The organism is Nocardiopsis prasina DSM 43845, assembly GCF_000341265.1.
GTDB lineage: Bacteria > Actinomycetota > Actinomycetes > Streptosporangiales > Streptosporangiaceae > Nocardiopsis > Nocardiopsis prasina.
This window is the reverse complement of sequence record NZ_ANAE01000086.1, coordinates 1-18325: the sequence shown is the minus strand read 5'-3', so window position 1 is coordinate 18325 and position 18325 is coordinate 1. Positions and strand designations below refer to the sequence as shown.

19 protein-coding genes are annotated in these 18325 nt (G+C 70.7%); 15 read left to right on the top strand and 4 right to left on the bottom strand.

Features of this window, described 5'->3' with window-relative positions:
* On the top strand, window positions 1–328 hold a 328-nt coding region (locus D452_RS27735), incomplete at its 5' end, for a DUF3105 domain-containing protein (RefSeq protein ID WP_017543101.1).
* 75 nt (window positions 329–403) lie between these two features.
* On the opposite strand, the gene D452_RS0105265 is transcribed toward D452_RS27735, so the two are convergent.
* A complete protein-coding gene (locus D452_RS0105265) occupies window positions 404–1279 on the bottom strand; it encodes an HhH-GPD family protein (RefSeq protein ID WP_026128987.1) in 876 nt (291 codons plus the stop codon).
* 144 nt (window positions 1280–1423) lie between these two features.
* On the opposite strand from D452_RS0105265, the gene D452_RS0105260 reads away from it, so the two are divergent.
* A complete protein-coding gene (locus D452_RS0105260; RefSeq protein WP_017543098.1) occupies window positions 1424–2116 on the top strand; it encodes a hypothetical protein in 693 nt (230 codons plus the stop codon).
* Window positions 2117–2232: 116 nt separating this feature from the next.
* Window positions 2233–2616: an SSI family serine proteinase inhibitor gene (locus tag D452_RS0105255; RefSeq protein ID WP_026128986.1), complete on the top strand. Its 384-nt coding sequence runs from the start codon at window positions 2233–2235 to the stop codon at window positions 2614–2616.
* Window positions 2617–2639: 23 nt separating this feature from the next.
* Here the strand turns inward: D452_RS0105255 and radA are convergent, their stop codons facing one another.
* Complete coding sequence (radA, locus tag D452_RS0105250) at window positions 2640–4028, bottom strand: DNA repair protein RadA (protein ID WP_083927456.1); 1389 nt, start codon at window positions 4026–4028, stop codon at window positions 2640–2642.
* Between the two features lie 190 nt (window positions 4029–4218).
* Here radA and D452_RS0105245 point away from each other — a divergent pair, with 190 nt between their 5' ends.
* The 12 genes from D452_RS0105245 to ccsB all read left to right on the top strand — a co-directional run bounded on the left by D452_RS0105245 (window position 4219) and on the right by ccsB (window position 17510).
* Complete coding sequence (locus tag D452_RS0105245; protein ID WP_017543095.1) at window positions 4219–5157, top strand: SGNH/GDSL hydrolase family protein; 939 nt, start codon at window positions 4219–4221, stop codon at window positions 5155–5157.
* Window positions 5158–5390: 233 nt separating this feature from the next.
* Window positions 5391–5990 carry a C40 family peptidase gene (locus tag D452_RS0105240; protein ID WP_017543094.1) on the top strand — a complete coding sequence of 200 codons (600 nt, stop codon included), beginning with the start codon at window positions 5391–5393 and terminating at the stop codon, window positions 5988–5990.
* Window positions 5991–6175: 185 nt separating this feature from the next.
* Entirely contained in the window at window positions 6176–7111 is a 936-nt protein-coding gene (locus D452_RS0105235) for a sugar phosphate isomerase/epimerase family protein (protein ID WP_026128985.1), read from the top strand.
* A gap of 107 nt (window positions 7112–7218) precedes the next feature.
* Window positions 7219–8013 carry a pyrroline-5-carboxylate reductase gene (proC, locus tag D452_RS0105230; protein WP_017543092.1) on the top strand — a complete coding sequence of 265 codons (795 nt, stop codon included), beginning with the start codon at window positions 7219–7221 and terminating at the stop codon, window positions 8011–8013.
* Between the two features lie 604 nt (window positions 8014–8617).
* Window positions 8618–10168 carry a tetratricopeptide repeat protein gene (locus D452_RS0105225; protein ID WP_017543091.1) on the top strand — a complete coding sequence of 517 codons (1551 nt, stop codon included), beginning with the start codon at window positions 8618–8620 and terminating at the stop codon, window positions 10166–10168.
* A gap of 224 nt (window positions 10169–10392) precedes the next feature.
* The gene (locus D452_RS0105220; protein WP_017543090.1) at window positions 10393–11553 is read left to right on the top strand and encodes an acetoin utilization protein AcuC; all 1161 of its coding nucleotides are present in this window, start codon (window positions 10393–10395) and stop codon (window positions 11551–11553) included.
* 191 nt (window positions 11554–11744) lie between these two features.
* Entirely contained in the window at window positions 11745–12542 is a 798-nt protein-coding gene (locus D452_RS0105215) for a phosphatase (protein WP_017543089.1), read from the top strand.
* Window positions 12543–12800: 258 nt separating this feature from the next.
* A complete protein-coding gene (locus D452_RS0105210; RefSeq protein WP_013155995.1) occupies window positions 12801–13004 on the top strand; it encodes a helix-turn-helix domain-containing protein in 204 nt (67 codons plus the stop codon).
* Window positions 13005–13290: 286 nt separating this feature from the next.
* The gene (locus tag D452_RS0105205) at window positions 13291–14052 is read left to right on the top strand and encodes a TlpA family protein disulfide reductase (RefSeq protein ID WP_239646324.1); all 762 of its coding nucleotides are present in this window, start codon (window positions 13291–13293) and stop codon (window positions 14050–14052) included.
* Window positions 14052–14882 (top strand): cytochrome c biogenesis CcdA family protein, encoded by an 831-nt coding sequence (locus D452_RS0105200; protein WP_017543087.1) that lies wholly within the window; start codon window positions 14052–14054, stop codon window positions 14880–14882. Before D452_RS0105205 ends, D452_RS0105200 begins: the two co-directional genes overlap by 1 nt.
* Window positions 14883–14973: 91 nt before the next feature.
* Complete coding sequence (resB, locus tag D452_RS0105195; protein WP_017543086.1) at window positions 14974–16518, top strand: cytochrome c biogenesis protein ResB; 1545 nt, start codon at window positions 14974–14976, stop codon at window positions 16516–16518.
* Window positions 16515–17510: a c-type cytochrome biogenesis protein CcsB gene (ccsB, locus tag D452_RS0105190; protein WP_017543085.1), complete on the top strand. Its 996-nt coding sequence runs from the start codon at window positions 16515–16517 to the stop codon at window positions 17508–17510. The genes resB and ccsB overlap by 4 nt, the downstream gene beginning before the upstream one ends.
* Before the next feature lie 120 nt (window positions 17511–17630).
* Here the strand turns inward: ccsB and D452_RS0105185 are convergent, their stop codons facing one another.
* A complete protein-coding gene (locus tag D452_RS0105185; RefSeq protein WP_017543084.1) occupies window positions 17631–17987 on the bottom strand; it encodes a PLD nuclease N-terminal domain-containing protein in 357 nt (118 codons plus the stop codon).
* 116 nt (window positions 17988–18103) lie between these two features.
* On the bottom strand, window positions 18104–18304 hold the full coding sequence (locus D452_RS29425) for a BldC family transcriptional regulator (protein ID WP_026116196.1): 201 nt from the start codon (window positions 18302–18304) through the stop codon (window positions 18104–18106).
* Window positions 18305–18325: the final 21 nt, after the last annotated feature.

Below are 18325 nucleotides of genomic sequence, written 5' to 3'. Positions count from 1 at the left end.
CTCCCTGGAGCACGGGGCGGTGTGGATCACCCACGATCCCGCACTGTCCGACGACGAGGTGGCGACGCTGACCGAGCACCACACGGAGGGCTCGTACGTGCTGGTCAGCCCGATGGAGGACCTGCCGTCACCCGTGGTGGCCTCGGCCTGGGGCGCCCAGCTCAAGCTGGACGACCCGGCCGACCCGCGCCTGGCGGACTTCCTTCTGGAGTACGAGCAGAGCCCCTACGCTCCCGAGCCCGGCGCTCCGTGCAGCGGCGCCTTCGACGGCACCCAGGCGGAGTTCGACGCCGAGGGGGCCGGAGAGGTCGGGGCCCGGATGAACTGAGGCCGCGCGAGGTGCGCGGACGGGCCCGGCCGGGTTCCCGGCGTCGGCCGGGGGGTCGTCAACCGTGCGGTCCCGCTATCCGGGCAGGGCGTAGCGGCCGTCGTCCAGGGGGTCGACCAGTCCGTCGGAGACCAGGGCGTCCAGGGCTCGCTCGCGCTGTACGCCGTCGTCCCACACCGCGTCCAGGGCGTCCTTGAGCACCGGTTCGTGTGAGGCGCGCAGCACCGCCAGGAGCTTGCCGCGCACCTGGCGGTCGGTGCCCGCGTAGGTTTGTCCGCGCCGGGGCGGGCCGTCGTACGCGGGCTTCCCGGCGAGCTTCCAGGCGCACTGTCCGGCGAGGGGGCAGTCCGCGCAGCGCGGCGACCGGGCGGTGCAGACCAGTGCTCCCAACTCCATCACCGCCACGCCCCATCGGGCCGCGACGGAGGGCGTCGGCGGCAGGAGCGTCTCGGCGAGGGCGGTCTCCGCCTTGGTCTGGGTTTTCGGCGGGTACTCGATCCCCGTTTCGGTCCTGGCCAGGACCCGGCGCACGTTGGTGTCCAGAATGGCGTGCCGCTGTCCGTAGGCGAAGCTCGCGACCGCCGCCGCCGTGTACGCGCCGATCCCCGGAAGGGACAGAAGGGTCGCGTGGTCGTCGGGGACCTCGCCGCCGTGCTCCTCCGTGATGGCGACGGCGCAGGCGTGCAGGCGCAGCGCCCGGCGCGGGTAGCCGAGCCGGTTCCACATGCGAACCGCCTCGCCGGAGGGTTCCTTGGCCAGGTGGGCGGGGGTGGGCCAGCGCTCCATCCAGGCTTCCCACGCGGGGAGCACCCGCACGACGGGAGTCTGCTGGAGCATGATCTCGCTGACCAGGATGGACCAGGCCGAGGCCTCGGGGCGGCGCCAGGGCAGGTCCCTGGCGTTGGACTCGTACCACGCCAGAACGGCGGTGCTGTAAGGGTTATCGCTCATCTTTAACGGGAAATCGGCGGGTTGAGTAGGTGGGTGGCACGCAAAACCGCAATACTACGGCCCATGGCGTCAAGTACCGGACAACCAGCACCCGTCAGCCGTGAGACCTACTGGAAGCGACGCGCCTTCGTCCTGGCTGGCGTGATGCTGGTGTTCGCTCTGGTCGCGCTCGCCTTCCGGAACTCCTCCGACGACGGCGAGCCAGCGGGCTCCCAGGCGTCCATCGAGGAACCCGAGGCCTCCTCCAGTGTCCCAGCAGAGGAGCCCTCCGAGGCCGAAACCGACGAAGAGGACGCCGACCCGTCAGCCTCGCCCTCCCCGTCGGAGTCCCCGTCACCGTCAGCGTCGCCGTCCGAGGGCGAGGGGGACGACGAGGGCTCCGGTGGCGGTTCCGGTGGGGGATCGGCCGACGCCCCGGCCCCCGAGCGCCCCGAGGACCACTGCCGTCCGCAGGACGTCGTGGTCACCTTCGACTTCGCGGAGAAGGAGCGGGAGGTGTACGGGGGCGGCGCCAAGCCCGAGTTCAAGGTGACCGTGGTCAACGTCGCCGAGCAGACGTGCACCGTGGACGTCGGTCCCGAGGCGTTCGAGCTCAGGCTGGACTCCGGCGACGACCGGATCTACTCCTCCGCGGACTGCGCCAAGGGCAACAGCAAGGAGGAGCGTCAGCTCTCCCAGGGCCGACCGCACGAGTACACGATCTCCTGGGACCTGGAGCGCTCCTTCACGGACTGCCGAGACGGCGGCGCCAAGGCCCAGCCCGGCTGGTACAAGGCGAACCTGCGCGGCGACCATGTCGGCAGCGTCGACCAGCTCGTGTTCCAGCTCAAGGCCTGACCGCGGGCGCGGGACGAGTTCACGCAAAACTCACAACTGATCGTCACCGGGTGGCTACTATTCGTGGCGAATGTTGTTCTCGTTCGTTCTCGTCCCGGGAGTTCCCTGTGAAACTCATGGCCACCGCCCTGACCTGTGCCGCCGCCGTCGCCTTCGCTCTGAGCGCGACCGCGCCCGCGACCGCCGACGACCGGGGCGTCGCGTACTCGCTCGAGGTCTTCGGCGCCGTCGAGCAGCACGGTGACACCGCCACGAGCTGGGCCCGCGGGGCCACCCTGGAGTGTGACCCGGCCGGGGGCGACCACCCCCGGGCTGCCGAGGCCTGCGACCTCATCGCCGAGCACGGCGACATCGCCAGCGTGAGGGCCCACCAGGACGGCGTCTGCACCATGGAGTACCGCCCGGTCACCGTCCGGGTCACCGGCGCCGAGGACTACGAGGAGACCTTCGGCAACGCCTGCCAGCTGGCCAACGCCAAGGGCGTGATCTTCGACTTCTAGGGCGTGTGTCCGCCGAACACGCCCTAGTCCTCGGAGGTCCCGCGTGGGGAGCCCCGGCGCCGGCCCCTGCGCTCCACCCAGGACAGGGCCTCGCTCAGCTCCTCCACCTCGTGGACGCGGATGCCGTTGACCGGGTCGCCGAAGTGCTTGGGCACCACCGCCTGAGTGAAGCCCAGGCGCTGCGCCTCGGCGACCCGGCGCCGCACGCCGTTCACGCTGCGCACGTCGCCCGCCAGCCCCACCTCGCCGATCGCGATGAACCCGCTCGGCAGAGCGACGTCGTTGTTCGAGCTGGCGGCGGCCAGGGCCAGGGCCAGGTCCACGGAGGGCTCGCCCAGTTTCACCCCGCCCACGGTCGAGGCGTACACGTCCATGTTGGCCAGCTTCATCCCGGTGCGCTTCTCCAGCACGGCGAGGATCATGTTCACCCGCGAGGTGTCCAGGCCCGAGGTCGCGCGGCGGGGCGCGGGCAGGGGTGTCGGAGCGACCAGTGCCTGCACCTCGGTGATGAGGGGGCGCCGACCTTCCAGGGTGACGGTGACACACGTGCCCGGCACCGGGTCGGTCCGCTCGGTGAGGAAGAGCCCGCTGGGGTCGGGAAGGCCGTAGATGCCCTTCTCGGTGAGCTCGAAAACGCCGATCTCGTCGGTGGGCCCGTAGCGGTTCTTGACCGCGCGCAGCAGGCGCAGCTGGGAGTGGCGCTCGCCCTCGAAGTGGAGGACGACGTCCACCAGGTGCTCCAGCAGGCGGGGACCGGCGATCGAGCCGTCCTTGGTGACGTGGCCGACCAGCACGGTGGCGATGCCGCGCTCCTTGGCGATCTGGATGAGCGCACCGGTGACCTGTCGGATCTGGGTGACGCCGCCCGGGACGCCCGCGGCCTCGGGGGAGACCATGGTCTGCACCGAGTCCACGATCAGCAGCTGCGGCGCGACGGCGTCGACGTGGCTCGCGAGGGTGGCCACGGAGGTCTCGGCGGCGAGGAAGAGCTGGTCGGACAGGGCTCCGAGGCGCTCGGCGCGCAGCCGGACCTGACCGGCGGACTCCTCGCCCGTCACGTAGAGGACGGGCGCCTTGGCGGCGCGCATGGCGGCGACCTCCAGGAGGAGCGTCGACTTGCCCACGCCGGGCTCGCCCGCCAGCAGGACGACACCGCCGGGGACCGCTCCGCCGCCCAGGACGCGGTCGAGTTCGTCCACCCCGGTGGGAACCGCCTCGGCGCTCTCCACGCTGATCTCGGTGATGGGGCGGGCCCGGGAGGTCACCGGGGCCGACGCGACGGCCATGGGCGCGGGGGCCCCGGCCTCCTCGACGGTGCCCCAGGCCTGGCACTCGCCGCAGCGCCCCACCCACTTGAGGGTGGTCCATCCGCACTCGGCGCACCGGAACGTCGTCTTCGCAGCTTTTGCCATGGGCGACACGCTAACGGCTGTGGGGGACAGGCCCGAATGGAATCGGGAGCCCCAGGAAACACAAGAAAGTTACCTACCGGTTAGGTCAAGGGTTTCGTAAGTCATGTTAGAGAGTATGTGGGGAGAGTCACCCTCGCCCCATGGTCAGAACACTCCTGTGCCCCCGCTCCTTGGAGAGAGGAAATCCCTCGTGTTCCGTACGAACCGAACCCCCGCCATCCCCCGTGCCTCCCGAGACGGTGAGCGCCCCGGCGCGCTGCGCCGTCTCGCCCGGTTCACGGCGCCCCTGGCACTCGCCGCCATGGGGATCTCGCTGGCCACCGCGCCCGTCGCCGCCGAGGAGGCCCAGGCGACCGAGGCGGCCGCCTTCGAGCACTACGTGGCCATCGGCGACTCCTTCGTCGCGGGCCCCCTGGTCCAGGCCCAGGCCAACATGCCGCTCCTCGGCTGCATGCAGTCCTCGGTCAACTACCCCAAGCGCCTCGCGGACGAGCTGGGGATCGCCGACCTCACCGACGTCAGCTGCTCCGGCGCGGTCATGAGCCACCTCTACGAGGCTCAGTTCGACGACACCCCGCCGCAGCTGGACGCGCTCCGGCCCGAGACCGACCTGGTCACGGTGGGGATCGCGGGGAACGACTTCGGTTTCTCCGAGGTTCTCCTGGAGTGCGCGAAGCGCAGCCTGGGCAACCCGCTGGGCAGCCCCTGCGCCGACTACTACGGTGACGAGCTCGACCAGCGGATCGAGGGACTGCGGGGTGAGGTCTCCGGCGTGTACGCGGACATCGCCGAGCGCAGCCCCAACGCCACGGTCCTCAGCGTCGGTTACCTCCAGATCCTGCCGGAGAGCGGCGGTTGCTGGCCGAGCACGCCGATCTCCCGTGGGGACGTCCCGTGGCTGGACTCCGCCCAGACCGCGCTCAACGCGATGCTCAAGGAGGAGGCCGAGGCCCAGGGGGCGGTCTTCGTCGACACCTTCGAGCGCGGCCACGACGTCTGCCAGGGTTCGGGCACCCGCTGGGTCGAGGGCCTGATTCCGGAGGACGGTGCGCCGATCCACCCGAACAACCTCGGCATGGCAGCGACGACCGACTTCGTGCGTTCCGCCCTGAACGTCCCGCAGCCGTAGCTGGCTGTAGCCGGTGGTGACTGACCTCGGCGGGCGAGTGGTCGTTTGGTGATGCGACGACCGATTTGCCCGCCGAGGTCAACCGGTCTTTACCGTCTTTGGATGCTGGTTGGACTACAGAGAGTGAATTTCCGTGATGTCTGTGTGACCAATGGTGGTGTGTTGGCGGCAGGGAGACCCGCGTCACAGAGGTGCGGGCTGCCCCGACGGGAGCACCCAGGGAGCACCACGTCATGCGAACACCACGACACCACGAGCAAACGCGGGCCTGCCGTTCCACCACCCACTCGGGGCGACAGGCCGCATCCGCCCAGGCGCGTCGCCGTAGGTCGCGCGCACTCCTCGTCGCAGCCCTCGCGGCCGCGACCGTAGCCGCCGGGGGAGCCCCGGCACAGGCCCAGCCCGTCTCCGCCGCGGCCCCGCACGAGGGTCCGGCGAACGCCGAGAACCGTGAGCGGGTCCACCAGTCCCTGTCCACCGACGGCGTGGAGAAGGCCATCGAAGCGGCCGAGTCCCACAAGGGCAAGCCCTACGCGTGGGGCGGGACGGGGCCCAACTCCTTCGACTGCTCCGGACTGGTGCAGCACTCCTTCAAACAGGCCGGTGTGAACCTGCCCCGCGTGGCCCAGGACCAGGTCCGGTCCGGGACCCGGGTGAGCTACTCCGACGCCCGACGCGGCGACGTCCTGTACTGGACGGACTCCGGCGGACACGCCTACCACGTCGCCATCTACCTCGGCGGTGACCGCATGATCGACGCACCGAGGACCGGCGGGAAGATCTCCGAGCGGGACGTGACCCGCCACGACCTCGCCGGTGCCGTGCGACTCTGACCCCGTCACTCGCGGGGCCGTGCCACCGGGCGCGCCACTGATCTCCGACGGCCGTTCCCCGAGTGTCGGGGACGGCCGTCCCCCCCAGTTCAGGGGCCCGTACGATCCCCGCGGGGAACCCCCGCCACGCCGTGTCCACGCGGGCGCCCGCGCCAGATCGCCGAGGAGCGCATACTCTGGAACACGTGAGCCCTATCCAGGTCCCAGACGCGCCCGTGGTCCTCTCGTCGGCGTCGGTCTACCCGGAGAAGACCCCGGCCGCGTTCGAGATCGCCGCGAAGCTGGGGTACGACGGTGTGGAGGTCCTCGTCTCCTCCGACCCGGCCAGCCAGGACATCGAACTCCTCCGGCGCCTCTCGGACTACCACCAGATGCCCGTGACCGCGGTCCACTCCCCCTGCCTCGTGCTCACCCAGCGCGTGTGGGGGCGTGAGCCCTGGGGGAAGCTCCAGCGGTCCAAGGAGATGGCCGAGGCGCTGGGCGCCAGGACGGTCGTGGTGCACCCCGCCTTCCGCTGGCAGCGCGAGTACGCCCGCGACTTCGAGAACGGCGTGGCGCGCATGCAGGACGAGACCGACGTGGTCTTCGCGGTCGAGAACATGTACCCGGTGCGCGTGCGCGACCGCGAGGTCGTCCCCTACGCCCCGAGCTGGAACCCGCTCGACCGGGACTACCCGGACGTCACCCTCGACCTCTCGCACACCGCCATGTCCGGCTCCGACGCGATGGACATGGCCAGGCGGCTGGGCGACCGGCTGTCCCACGTGCACGTGACGGACGGCTTCGGCGGCCAGAACCTGGACGAGCACCTGATCCCGGGACGCGGCACCCAGCCCGTGGCCGAACTGCTCGAACACCTCGCGGGCAGCGGTTACGAGGGGCAGTTGGTGCTGGAGGTGAGCACCCGTAAGTCCGTGGACCGCGAGGCGCGCATGCGCGAGCTGGCCGAGGCGCTGGCCTTCACCCGGCTGCACTTCGCGCAGGGGCCGCCCGAGCCCGAACCCACGCTGGGCCGCCGTGAGCGCATCGCGCTGCTGCGCGGGCGCGGCCAGTCCCCGCCCCGGCGCTTCTCCGTCGACCCCGGCGGGTCGGTCGACGACGAGGGTACGGCCCAGGACTGACCGCCGGGGCGGGTCCGCCTCCTCGGACGTCCACTCCGTGGGACGCGTGGTCGGCGCGGGAGCCTCCGGGCGGCTAGCGTGGAGTGAACGCGCAGAGAGGACCCCTAATGATCGCGATCATCGGCGCAGGAAAGATGGGCGAGGCGTTGCTCGCCGGGCTGCTGGCCGAGGGCCACGCACCGGAGGACGTGCTCGTCACGGAGCCGCGCGAGGAGCACGCGGCGGAGCTGCGCGCCCGTCACGGGGTCGAGACGGTTCCGGCGGGGGACGCCGCCAAGCGGGCGGGCACCCTGCTGCTGGCCCTCAAGCCCCAGGACATGCTGGCCCTGCTGGACGATCTCGCCCCGCACCTGACTCGCGACCACCTGGTCATCTCGGTGGCCGCCGGGCTGACCACCGCGGTGATGGAGAACCACCTGTCCTCGGGCGTACCGGTCGTGCGCGCGATGCCCAACACCCCGGCGCTCATGGGCCGGGGGATGACGGCCGTCTCCGGCGGGGCGTTCGCGGAGGCCGAGCACCTGGACCGGGCCGAGGAGCTGCTGGGTGCGGTTGGCGAGGTCCTCCGGGTCGGTGAGCAGCACATGGACACGGTCACCGCGATCTCCGGGAGCGGACCGGCCTACTTCTACTTCATCGCGGAGACCATGATCGAGGCCGGAGTGGCCATGGGTATGCCGCGGGTCACCGCGCAGCGCCTCGTGGGGCAGACGATCACCGGGGCCGCGGCCATGCTCGACGGTTCGGGGGAGCACCCGGTGGTCCTGCGCGAGGCGGTGACCTCGCCGGGGGGCACCACGGCGGCCGCGCTGCGTGAGCTGGAACGACACGGAGTGCGCACGGCCTTCACGGACGCGATCGAGGCGGCGAGGGACCGGAGCAGGGCGCTGTCGGAGAGCTAGCCACGGGTGAATGTGACCTAAATCACTCACGGATTTCCTGGCTCCTCTGGTCGTGAGGTGTCGGACATTGCGTCCTACCTGACGAATAAAGTCGGGATAAGAGGGGCTCGCCCCCTCTTCCCTCCGACTCTGTACGTCTTCCCCTCACTGATTCCGGGGCCCCATGACAACTCCTCAACCCCCTTCGGACCCGTCCAACGTCCCGGGCCAGCCCGGGGCCGCGACTCCGCACCCTGCTCCGAGCGGTCCCCAGAACCCCGTCGGGGGTCCGGTCGCGGGAGGCAACCCCGCCGCCGGTCACCCGTCCGGCGGCCAGTCTCCCCCCGGCGGCCAGCCGCCCGGCGGACCACCCCCGGGCGGGCCGCCGCCCGGTGGTCCGCCTCCCATGGGCCAGGGGCCCGGCGGTCCGCCTCCCGGTGGACCCGTGGGCCCGGGTGGCCCCGGCGCTCCCATGGGCCCCGGCGGACCCGGTGGTCCCCCGCCCGGCACGTTCGGCGGCCCCCCGCCCGTGGGAACCCCCTCCGGCGGCAACCCGCCCTTCGGACCGCCTCCGGGAGGACCGCCGCCCGGTGGGATGCCTCCGGGAGGACCGCCCCCCGGTGGGATGCCGCCCGGCGGCATGCCCCCCGGACCGCCCTCCGGCCAGTTCGGTGGCCCCCCGCCGCCGCCCCTGCCCCCGCTCGGCCTCTTCAAGTCCAAGGCGGGGCTGCGCGCCGCGCTGCTCAACCTGTCCGGTGTGGGCGCGGGCTACTTCTACCTGCGCAGCTGGGTGTTCTTCGGGATCAACCTGGCCGTCACCCTCGGCCTGCTGGTCACGGCCGCCGTCATGGGCGCCGCCGACAACCTGCTCACCTGGGCCCCGGCCCTCCTCACGTGGGTCCTGGTCACCGTCGTGCACGGCCTCTTCGCCGGACGCAAGCACGATCGGCGCCTCATGGCCCGGGGCGAGCAGCCCACGGCCGGATCCAGGCCGGTCGTCCTGGCCGCCTGCCTCGTCGTGGTCATGGCGCTCTCGCTGATCGGCGTCTGGCAGACCGGTGAGTGGCGGCTCCGTGTCGCCGACACCGCCCACGCCGAGGGCGACTGCGACACCGCGATCGACGTCTACGGCCAGGTGGAGGGCGGCTTCCAGCTCTCCATGTCGCCGTCCCTGATGAACAGGGCCCGCGCGGGCGGCGAGGCCTGCGAGATCCTGCGCCGCGCCCAGTCCGACGTGGCCAACGAGGCCTACGACCACGCGCTGGAGTCCTACACCGACTACTTCGCGCACGCGGGCTCCCGCTGGGAGGACACCGACGGCAGCATCGCGGAGATCCACTTCGACTACGCCGCCCAGCTGGCCGCCGACGCGGACCAGACGTACACGGGAACCGTGACCGACGAGGTCAGGGAGGCCTTCCGGCAGGCGCAGGAGACCTACGCGTTCATCGCCGAGGACTTCTCCGACACCCCGTCCGCCGCACAGGTGCCCGACGCCCTCGTCGAGCTCTACGACGTGGCCACCGGCGACTACCAGTCGGAGAACTGGTGCTCGGCCTTCGACCAGATCGAGATGTTCGACGACCTCTCCTGGGACGCCGCGCCCGACATCGCCGAGCGCATCGAGGAGGAGCGTCCCGACGCCGCGCTCAACTGCGGTTGGGCCCAGGTGGACTCCGGTGACCTCGACGACGCGGACGAGACGGTCGAGTACCTGGAGGCCAGCTACCCGGACTACGAGACCGACGACGTCGAGAAGCTCACCAAGCACATCGGCGCCGGTCGCATCGAGCAGAAGATGGACCTCCAGACCATCTTCGGTGAATCCTCGATCGAGGACATGAGCCCGTACGAGACCGGCGGCGGCGACAAGGTCGTCATCGAGTTCACCAACAACTCGCCGGAGGAGATGCACTTCATGTACGTGGGCCCGGACGCGGTCCACGGCGAGGAGTTCACCGACCCCTGTGAGGGCTGCGAGGTCTACAGCTCGCCGCCCACCGGGAACTCCTGCTTCGACGACGGCGAGGTCATGCGGATCGAACTGGACCCGGGCGAGTACCGGCTGATGATCACCTCCACCGAGTCCGGCTTCGGCAAGCCCCTCCACGGCACCAAGAATCTCAAGGCGGGCGAGACCTACAAGTCCTGCTACTACAAGATGGAGAACAGCTAGGGACGCGCGGCGGCGGGACCGCCGTCATGGGCCCCGGCCCCGGAGGGAACCCCCTCCGGGGCCGTTCCCGTCCCCCGGGGCCGCGTTCCGGCGCGAGGACGCCCGAGAACCGAACCGGACCCGGGGTTCTGCCCGGGCCCGGCCTTGCGTACTGTGTGCTTCGGAGCACGCACACCTGAAACGGGGGTCACCACATGGGAGGGCGCACGTCCTGCTCACTTCGGGTGGCATGGGACGACGGACTCACCGCCTACGACTTCGGGCCGCAGCACCCGATGGCGCCGATCCGGGTCGAGCTGACCATGGCGCTCAGCCGCGAGCTGGGCGTCTTCGAGGGTGCCGGGGTCGACCTCCTGGACGTCGAACCGGCCTCGGACGAACTCCTCTCCCTGGTGCACGACCCCGCCTACATCGAGGCGGTCAAGCGGGCCGGCCGGACCCTGGAGCCCGACGACGCCCACATGCTCGGGACCACCGACAACCCCGTGTTCCCCCACATGCACGAGGCCTCCGCGCTGATCGCGGGCGCCTCCGTGGCGGCGGCCAGGGCCGTGTGGACGGGACAGAGCGCGCACGCCGCCAACATCGCGGGCGGACTCCACCACGCCATGCACGGCAACGCGTGGGGGTTCTGCGTCTACAACGACCCCGCGCTGGCCATCGCCTGGCTCCTGGAACAGGGCGCCAAGCGCGTCGCCTACGTCGACGTGGACGTCCACCACGGGGACGGCGTCCAGAACGCCTTCTACGACGACCCCCGGGTCCTCACCATCAGCCTCCACGAGTCACCGGCGACCCTGTTCCCGGGCACCGGGCACGCCTCGGAGGTCGGCGGCCCCAACGCCGAGGGGTACGCCGTCAACGTCCCCCTGCCCGCCGGTACCGGCGACACCGGCTGGCACCGCGCCTTCGACGCCGTGGTCCCCCCGCTGCTGCACGAGTTCCAGCCGGAGATCCTGGTGACCCAGCAGGGCTGCGACACCCACGCCCTCGACCCCCTGGCCAACCTCACCCTCAGCGTGGACGGGCAGCGCCGGGCCTACGAGGAGCTGCACAAGCTGGCGCGCAAGACGGCGGGCGGCCGCTGGCTGCTGTTCGGTGGCGGCGGCTACGGCCTCGTCCACGTCGTGCCCCGGGCCTGGACCCACCTGCTGGCCGAGGCGGCGGGCGCGCCCATCGACCCGGACCGGGAGACCCCGCAGGGGTGGCGCGACTTCGTGCGCCAGCGCACCGGCGAGCTGGCCCCGCTCTACATGACCGACGGCCGAGGGGTCTCCTTCACCCCCTTCGAGCAGGGCTACGACCCCGGGGACCCCGTCGACCGGGCCATCCACGCCACCCGTACCGCCGTGTTCCCCAGCCACGGGATCGACCCCACCCTCTGAGCCGGACCCCTCCGCCCCCTCACCACCCCGGCGCCGCCGTCGATCACACCACGGTGAAATCTCCGCGATTGCCGCGTGGCGCGCGTTCAGCGGGTAGGAAGGGGATTAATACCGGGCGAACAGGAGCCGAAGCCGTGGTGGTCGCGCGGCGTGTCACCGGCTCGCCGCGCAGACGAGGAAGGGGAACGCAGGTGACGCCGCCGACACGCGCCGAACTCATCACCTATCTGGTTCGCACGGGGATCGCGGGGCACGTCGACACCCCACGGCAGAACAACCTGCGCCACTACCGGAGGCTCGTGCAGAAGGACCCGTACCACCAGTTCGGGCTGACCTTCGCACACGACTGGACGTACGCCGAGGTCCTCGCCCTGATGAACAAGCGCTGCGGCGTGGTGGGGGACGAGGAGTACGTCTGGGGGATCGACACGATCGACCCCGACCTCACCATCGACGCCCTGGAGGCCCTCGCCGACCGGCTGGCGCTGGCGGCCCGGCGGCAGGAGAGCGTCATGTTCGCCACCGGACACCCGCGCAACCTCCGGGAGACCTACCAGTCGTGGAAGGACGCGCTCACCGCACGCGGGTGCAAGGTCCTCACAGCGGCGGGCGGCTACTCCTACGAAGTGACCACCGAACGGCCGCCGAACCGGCGGATCGTGGTCTGGCGAGAGGACGTGGCCCTGGTGACGGACGGACACCTGCCCCGGCACAGCCACCACCCCTTCGCGATGCGGGCGATCCTGGCGGAGCTCACGGACCGGGGTGAGCCATGGCCGCAGTTGGTCATCGCCGACCACGGTTTCGCGGGTGCCGCAGGAGAGGCGGGAGTGCCCACGGTGGGGTTCGCCGACTGCAACGACCCCGCTCTGTTCCTCGCCGAACACGAGGGGAAACTCCTGGTCACCGTGCCTCTCGACGACGGATACCTACCCGAGGACTACGCTCCGCTGCGCGACTACGTGCTCGCCAGAGCGGGCCTTCTTTGAGCGTGATCGGCCATTTATACCCAGCGTTAAACCTCATCTGACCCTTGGTCAACGCACAGCCACGAAGACAGCACGATCGACCTTCCGTAGAGGGGAACTCGGCTCTACTCTGAAAACGGACGTGTCAGTAGTGACAGCATGACACGCTGGCGTGTCGGTGGGGCGGGGACTGTTTCGCCGGGGTCCCCCGAGCACCGTGAGGCACGCCAGGGCTGAACGGTAGACAATGCTCACGTCCGGGAATGAGGGCGTCGGAAGATGAACGGGAGCAAACCGCCTCTCGAAGAGGTCAGGTTCCTGACCGTGGCGGAGGTCGCCACGATCATGCGTGTGTCCAAGATGACCGTTTACCGAATGGTGCACTCGGGAGTTCTCCCCGCGATTCGTGTGGGGCGTTCCTACCGGGTCCCCGAACGGGCCGTACACGACTACCTCCGCGAGGCATTCGTCGAGGCTGGTTGAACAGGCCAGGCCGGACCCGGGGGCGGGGCCCACTGACCCAGCGCCCGATCCGCCGACCACTCAGGGGCGATGTTCCCCAGCATCGCCCCTGACGTGTGCCGTCCCGCGTGCGACGCCCCTCCCTCCGCGTCCGCGCTCCCACCTGCTTCCGGGCACCGGTCACCTCGGGCGTCGCAGCGGGGAACCCTCCATGTGTCGGGGCGGCCGAGCCGGCCCCAGGGCATCTACTACACTTTGTCGTTGTTGTAGTCCGCCCTGATCACACCCGGTTCGCGAGGTCCCCTCGATGCCCAGTAGCAGCCCAGGTACGCGACGCCGTCGTGCCGTGCCGTCCCTGTCGGCCGCCGCGGTGGCGGCCGTCCTCGTCCTGTCCGGCTGCGCCGGGGGGACGGAGATCGAGCCCGGGGGCGAGGAGGACCGGTTCATCTCGGGTGACGGCAGTGCCACGGTCTTCGAGGACGGCGAGCGCGCGGCCGCGCCGGAGGTGACGGGGACGACCTTCGAGGGCGACGAGTTGTCGCTGTCGGAGTACGAGGGCCGGATCCTGGTCGTGAACGTGTGGGCGAGCTGGTGCGGCCCCTGCCGCGCCGAGCAGCCGGTGCTGGACGAGGTACACGCCGAGTACGGGGACCTGGGCGTGGACTTCCTCGGTGTGAACATCAAGGACAACGAGACGGCGGCGATCGCCTACACCGAGAACAAGGGTGTGGAGTATCCGAGCCTGTACGACCAGCCGGGGGAGATCCCGCAGGCGTTCCGTGAGACGGTGCCGCCGCGGGCGATCCCGAGCACGCTGCTGATCGACCCCGAGGGGAACATCGCGGCGCGGGTGATCGGTCCGACGACCTACGGCCAGTTGACGGGGTTGCTCGACCCGCTGGTGGTGGAGTTCGACCTGGGTGATCCCGAGGAGCGGACGCGGGTCTCGGAGCTGGAGGGCTACGGCGAGGGCGCCGAGCCCACCGAGGACACTGAAGGCGCGGAGCCCTCCGAGGACGCGACCGCCCCGGGCTCCGACGAGGACGCCCAGGACGGGAACGGCGACTGATGGACGCGATCGGCACCACCGTCATGTCCGGCTCCCTCCTCCTGGCCGCCCCCCTCGCCCTGGCCGCCGGACTGGTCTCCTTCCTCTCCCCGTGCGTGCTGCCCCTGGTCCCCGGCTACCTGTCGTACGTGTCCGGGATGAGCGGCTCCCACGTGCGGGAACGCCAGGCGAACGCCCCCGACTCCGCCTCGGGCGGCGAGGGCACGACCGCCACGAGCACGATCGCCGACGTCGACGCCGAGCTGGCCCGGCGCCGCTGGACCATGGTCACCGGCAGCGTCCTGTTCATCGCGGGGTTCAGCCTGGTGTTCGTCGCTGTGGGCGGGTTCATCGGCTGGCTCGGTGACCTCCTCATGGACCACACCGACCCGATCACCCGCGTGCTCGGCGCGCTCACCATCCTCCTCGGCCTGGCCTTCATGGGCGTGCTGCCCGGGCTGGGACGCGAGTTCCGCTTCCACCGCCTGCCCCGCGCCGGTCTCGCGGGCGCCCCGCTGCTCGGTGTGCTGTTCGGCCTGGGCTGGACGCCGTGCATCGGCCCGACCCTGGCGGCGGTTCAGACGCTGGCCTTCATCGAGGGCGGGGCCGGTCGCGGCATGCTCCTGTCCCTGGTCTACTGCGTCGGGCTGGGCCTGCCGTTCATCGTGGCGTCGCTGCTCTACCGGCGGGCGCTGAACGCGTTCGGCTGGCTCAAGCGCCACACCCGGACCGTCACCGTGGTCGGCGGTGTCATGCTCGTCCTGGTCGGCCTGGCGATGGTGACGGGTCTGTGGACCCAGATGACCATCGCCATGCAGGGCTGGGCCGCCAACTTCCAGACGGTGATCTGACTTGAGTACGCGTACGTCCGAGAACTCCGAGAGCGCCGACCAGGCGAAGGCGCCCGAGCCCGGGAAGCCCGCGCCGAAGGGGCTGGGCCCCATGGGCTGGGTCCGGTGGGTGTGGCGCACGCTCACCTCGATGCGCACCGCGCTGATCCTGTTGTTCATGCTGGCCGTGGGGGCGATCCCGGGGTCGATCCTGCCGCAGAACGTGGTGAGCGTCGACGAGGTCGCCACCTACTTCCGTGAGAACCCCGAGCTGGCTCCGTGGCTGGACCGGTTCTACCTGTTCGACGTGTTCTCCTCGCCCTGGTACGCCGCGATCTACCTGCTGCTGTTCGTGTCGCTGGCCGGGTGTGTGATCCCGCGGGCCCTGGTGCACGCCAAGGCGGTGCGGGCGCGTCCGGTGGCGACCCCGCGCAACCTCGGGCGGATGCCGTACGTGGCCCGGTTCGGCACCGCGGCCTCGCCGGAGAGCGCCCTGGAGCAGGCCCGCAAGGTGCTCAAGGGGTACCGGGTCGAGCGGTACGGGGACTCGGTCTCGGCCGAGACCGGGTACCTGCGCGAGGCGGGCAACGTCCTGTTCCACTTCTCCCTCCTGGCCCTGCTGCTGGCCCTGGCGGCGGGATCCTTCTTCGGATACCGGGGCAACATGCTGCTGGTGGAGGGGGACGGGTTCGCGAACACGCTGCCCTCCTACGACGCCATCTACCCGGGGCACTGGACCGACACCGACGCCTTCGAGCCGTTCACGATCCACCTGGACAGTTTCGAGGCCTCCTTCATCGACGACGGGGACCTGCGGGGGCAGGCCGAGTCCTATGTGGCGGAGCTGAGCTACACGGAGTCGCCCGGGGCCGAGGTGCAGCAGCACACCCTGGAGGTCAACCACCCGCTGAGCGTGGACGGAGTCCAGGTCTACCTGCTGGGGCACGGGTACGCGCCGCAGTTCGAGGTCCGCAACGGCGACGGGGACCTGGTCTTCGACCAGGCGGTCCCGTTCCTGCACCGCGAGACCATGAGCTACACGTCCGACGGTGTGGTGAAGGTGCCCGACACCGGCGGCGAGGAACTGGGCTTCGTCGGGGTCTTCCTGCCCACCGCCGCCGAGGATCCCGAGGGTGAGCTGGTTTCGACCTTCCCCGGGGCACAGAACCCGAGGGTGACGCTGGAGGCCTACCAGGGCGACATGGGAATGGTGGATCCGCAGTCGGTCTACCAGCTCCAGACCGCCGGGATGGAACCCCTGGGGGAGTCCCCCGTCCTGGCGGTGGGCGACACCTGGGAGCTGCCCGACGAGGCCGGCTCGATCACCTTCACCGGCTACAAGGAGTACGCCACGCTCCAGAGCAACCGGGACGGCGCCCGCCTGCCCGCGCTGGGTGCGGCCACGGCCGCCGTGGCGGGGCTGCTCCTGACCCTGTTCGTGCGCCCCCGCCGTGTGTGGGTGCGCGCGACCAAGGGGGAGGACGGCACGACCCGCGTGGAGCTGGCCGGGCTCGGCAAGACCGAGGTCGCCGGCGACAACGCCGAGTTCCACGAGATCACCAAACGGCTCGCCGGACGGCTCAGGAGCGAGCCCGACGACGGCCCCCACACCACATCCGACCCGCGAGGGTCGACGACAAGAGGGAGTGACCGGTGACGTACACACTCGCCGGACCGGTGGACGAGACGATGGCGTCGGCCAGTGACACGTTGATCATCGCGATGATCGTGACGTACGCGGCCGCGCTGTTCCTCTTCGCCATCGAGGCCGCCTACGGACAGCGCACCAAGCTCAGGGCCGGACGCCTCATGCCCGTGGGCGCGGGCTCCGTCGAGGGCGCCGACGACGGTGACATCGAGGTCAACGTCCGCACGGACGAGGGGGAGGCGCAGGCCTCCCAGAGCGTGCTGGGCCGGATCGCACTGGGTGTGACGGCGCTGGGCTTCCTGCTGGGCTTCGCCCAGATCGTCACCCGGGGGCTGGCCGCGGGACGTTGGCCCTGGGGCAACATGTTCGAGTTCGTGGTGGCGATGTGCCTGGTGGCCGTCGGTGCCCTGCTCTACGCCTCCTGGCGCTACCAGGCCCGCTTCCTGGGCGCGTTCGTCCTGGTCCCCGTGCTGATCCTGCTGGGCATCGGTGTGCGGTGGCTGTACGTGGACCCGGGCCCGCTGATCCCGGCGCTCCAGTCCTACTGGGTGCCGATCCACGTCACCGCGGTGATCATCGCGGGCGGCGCCTTCATGGTCTCCGGTGCGGCGGGCATCACCTACCTGGTGGCGCACCGGGCCGAGGCGAAGCGGGCCCTGGGGGAGAAGGTGGCCGGCATCTCCGGACGCCTGCCCAGCTCCGAGCTGCTCGACCGCATCTCGCACCGGTTCATCCTCTTCGCGTTCCCGCTGTGGACCTTCGGCGTCATCGCCGGTTCCGTGTGGGCGGACGAGGCGTGGGGCCGGTTCTGGGGGTGGGACCCCAAGGAGGTGTGGTCCTTCATCTCCTGGGTGATCTACGCGGCCTACCTGCACGCCCGGGCGACCGGTGGCTGGCGCGGCCCGAAGGCGACCTGGATCAACGTGATCGGCTTCCTCACCGTCATGTTCAACTTCTTCGCCGTGAACTACATGTTCAGCGGGCTGCACTCCTACGCCTGACCCCGGTCGGGGCAGTGGGACGAAGGTGGGGCCGTACCCGTCCGGGTACGGCCCCACCTCTGTGTTCCGGGTACCGCGACTGTCGCGCGCGGTGCGGCGTGTGCCAGCTCCTGCGGAGGCTCAGTCCTCCGGATCGATCCGACGGTTGAGGTCCTTGAGGAACTCCGGATCGTCGTCGGGACCGAGCGGGTGCGGGCTGTCCGAGGGCTTGGCGAAGTCTGACGGGTCGAGGTCGTCCACGGACCTGACGGCCTCGGCGGGGGAGGACGCGTTGCCCAGGACGGAGACGGGCTTGGGCGGACGACCGAGGAAGAGCCACAGGATCGAACCCACGGGCATGAACAGGGCGATGACGACCAGCCACAGGACCTTCGGAAGGTTCCGGATCTCCTGGGCAGGAGTGGTCAACGCGTCGAAGAACGCGTACACCCATAGAACGATCGACACGAGCGTGATCAGGCCACCGAGCCACACCATGGTTCCAGCCTACTCTTGCTGTCGACCCCTCCCGGCCGGGGACACCGGCCCGGGTACGGGGCAGACCACCGGGGGTCGTCGGGTCCGGGACCGTCGGGGGCGTGCCGAACGTTCCTTCAGGTGGTGCTCTCGCTCGGTTCCCCGAGTAGGAGGGCCCGTACCTCGGACTCCCGGAAGCGGCGGTGCCCGCCGGGGGTCCGAATGCTGCTGATGCGCCCGGAGGCGGCCCAGCGAGTCACGGTCTTGGGATCAACCCGGAAGAGTGAGGCCACTTCCCCGGGGGTCAACAGGCGTTCGCTTGCTCGTTCCACCTTCACATTCCCCCAATCGTGCCCGCC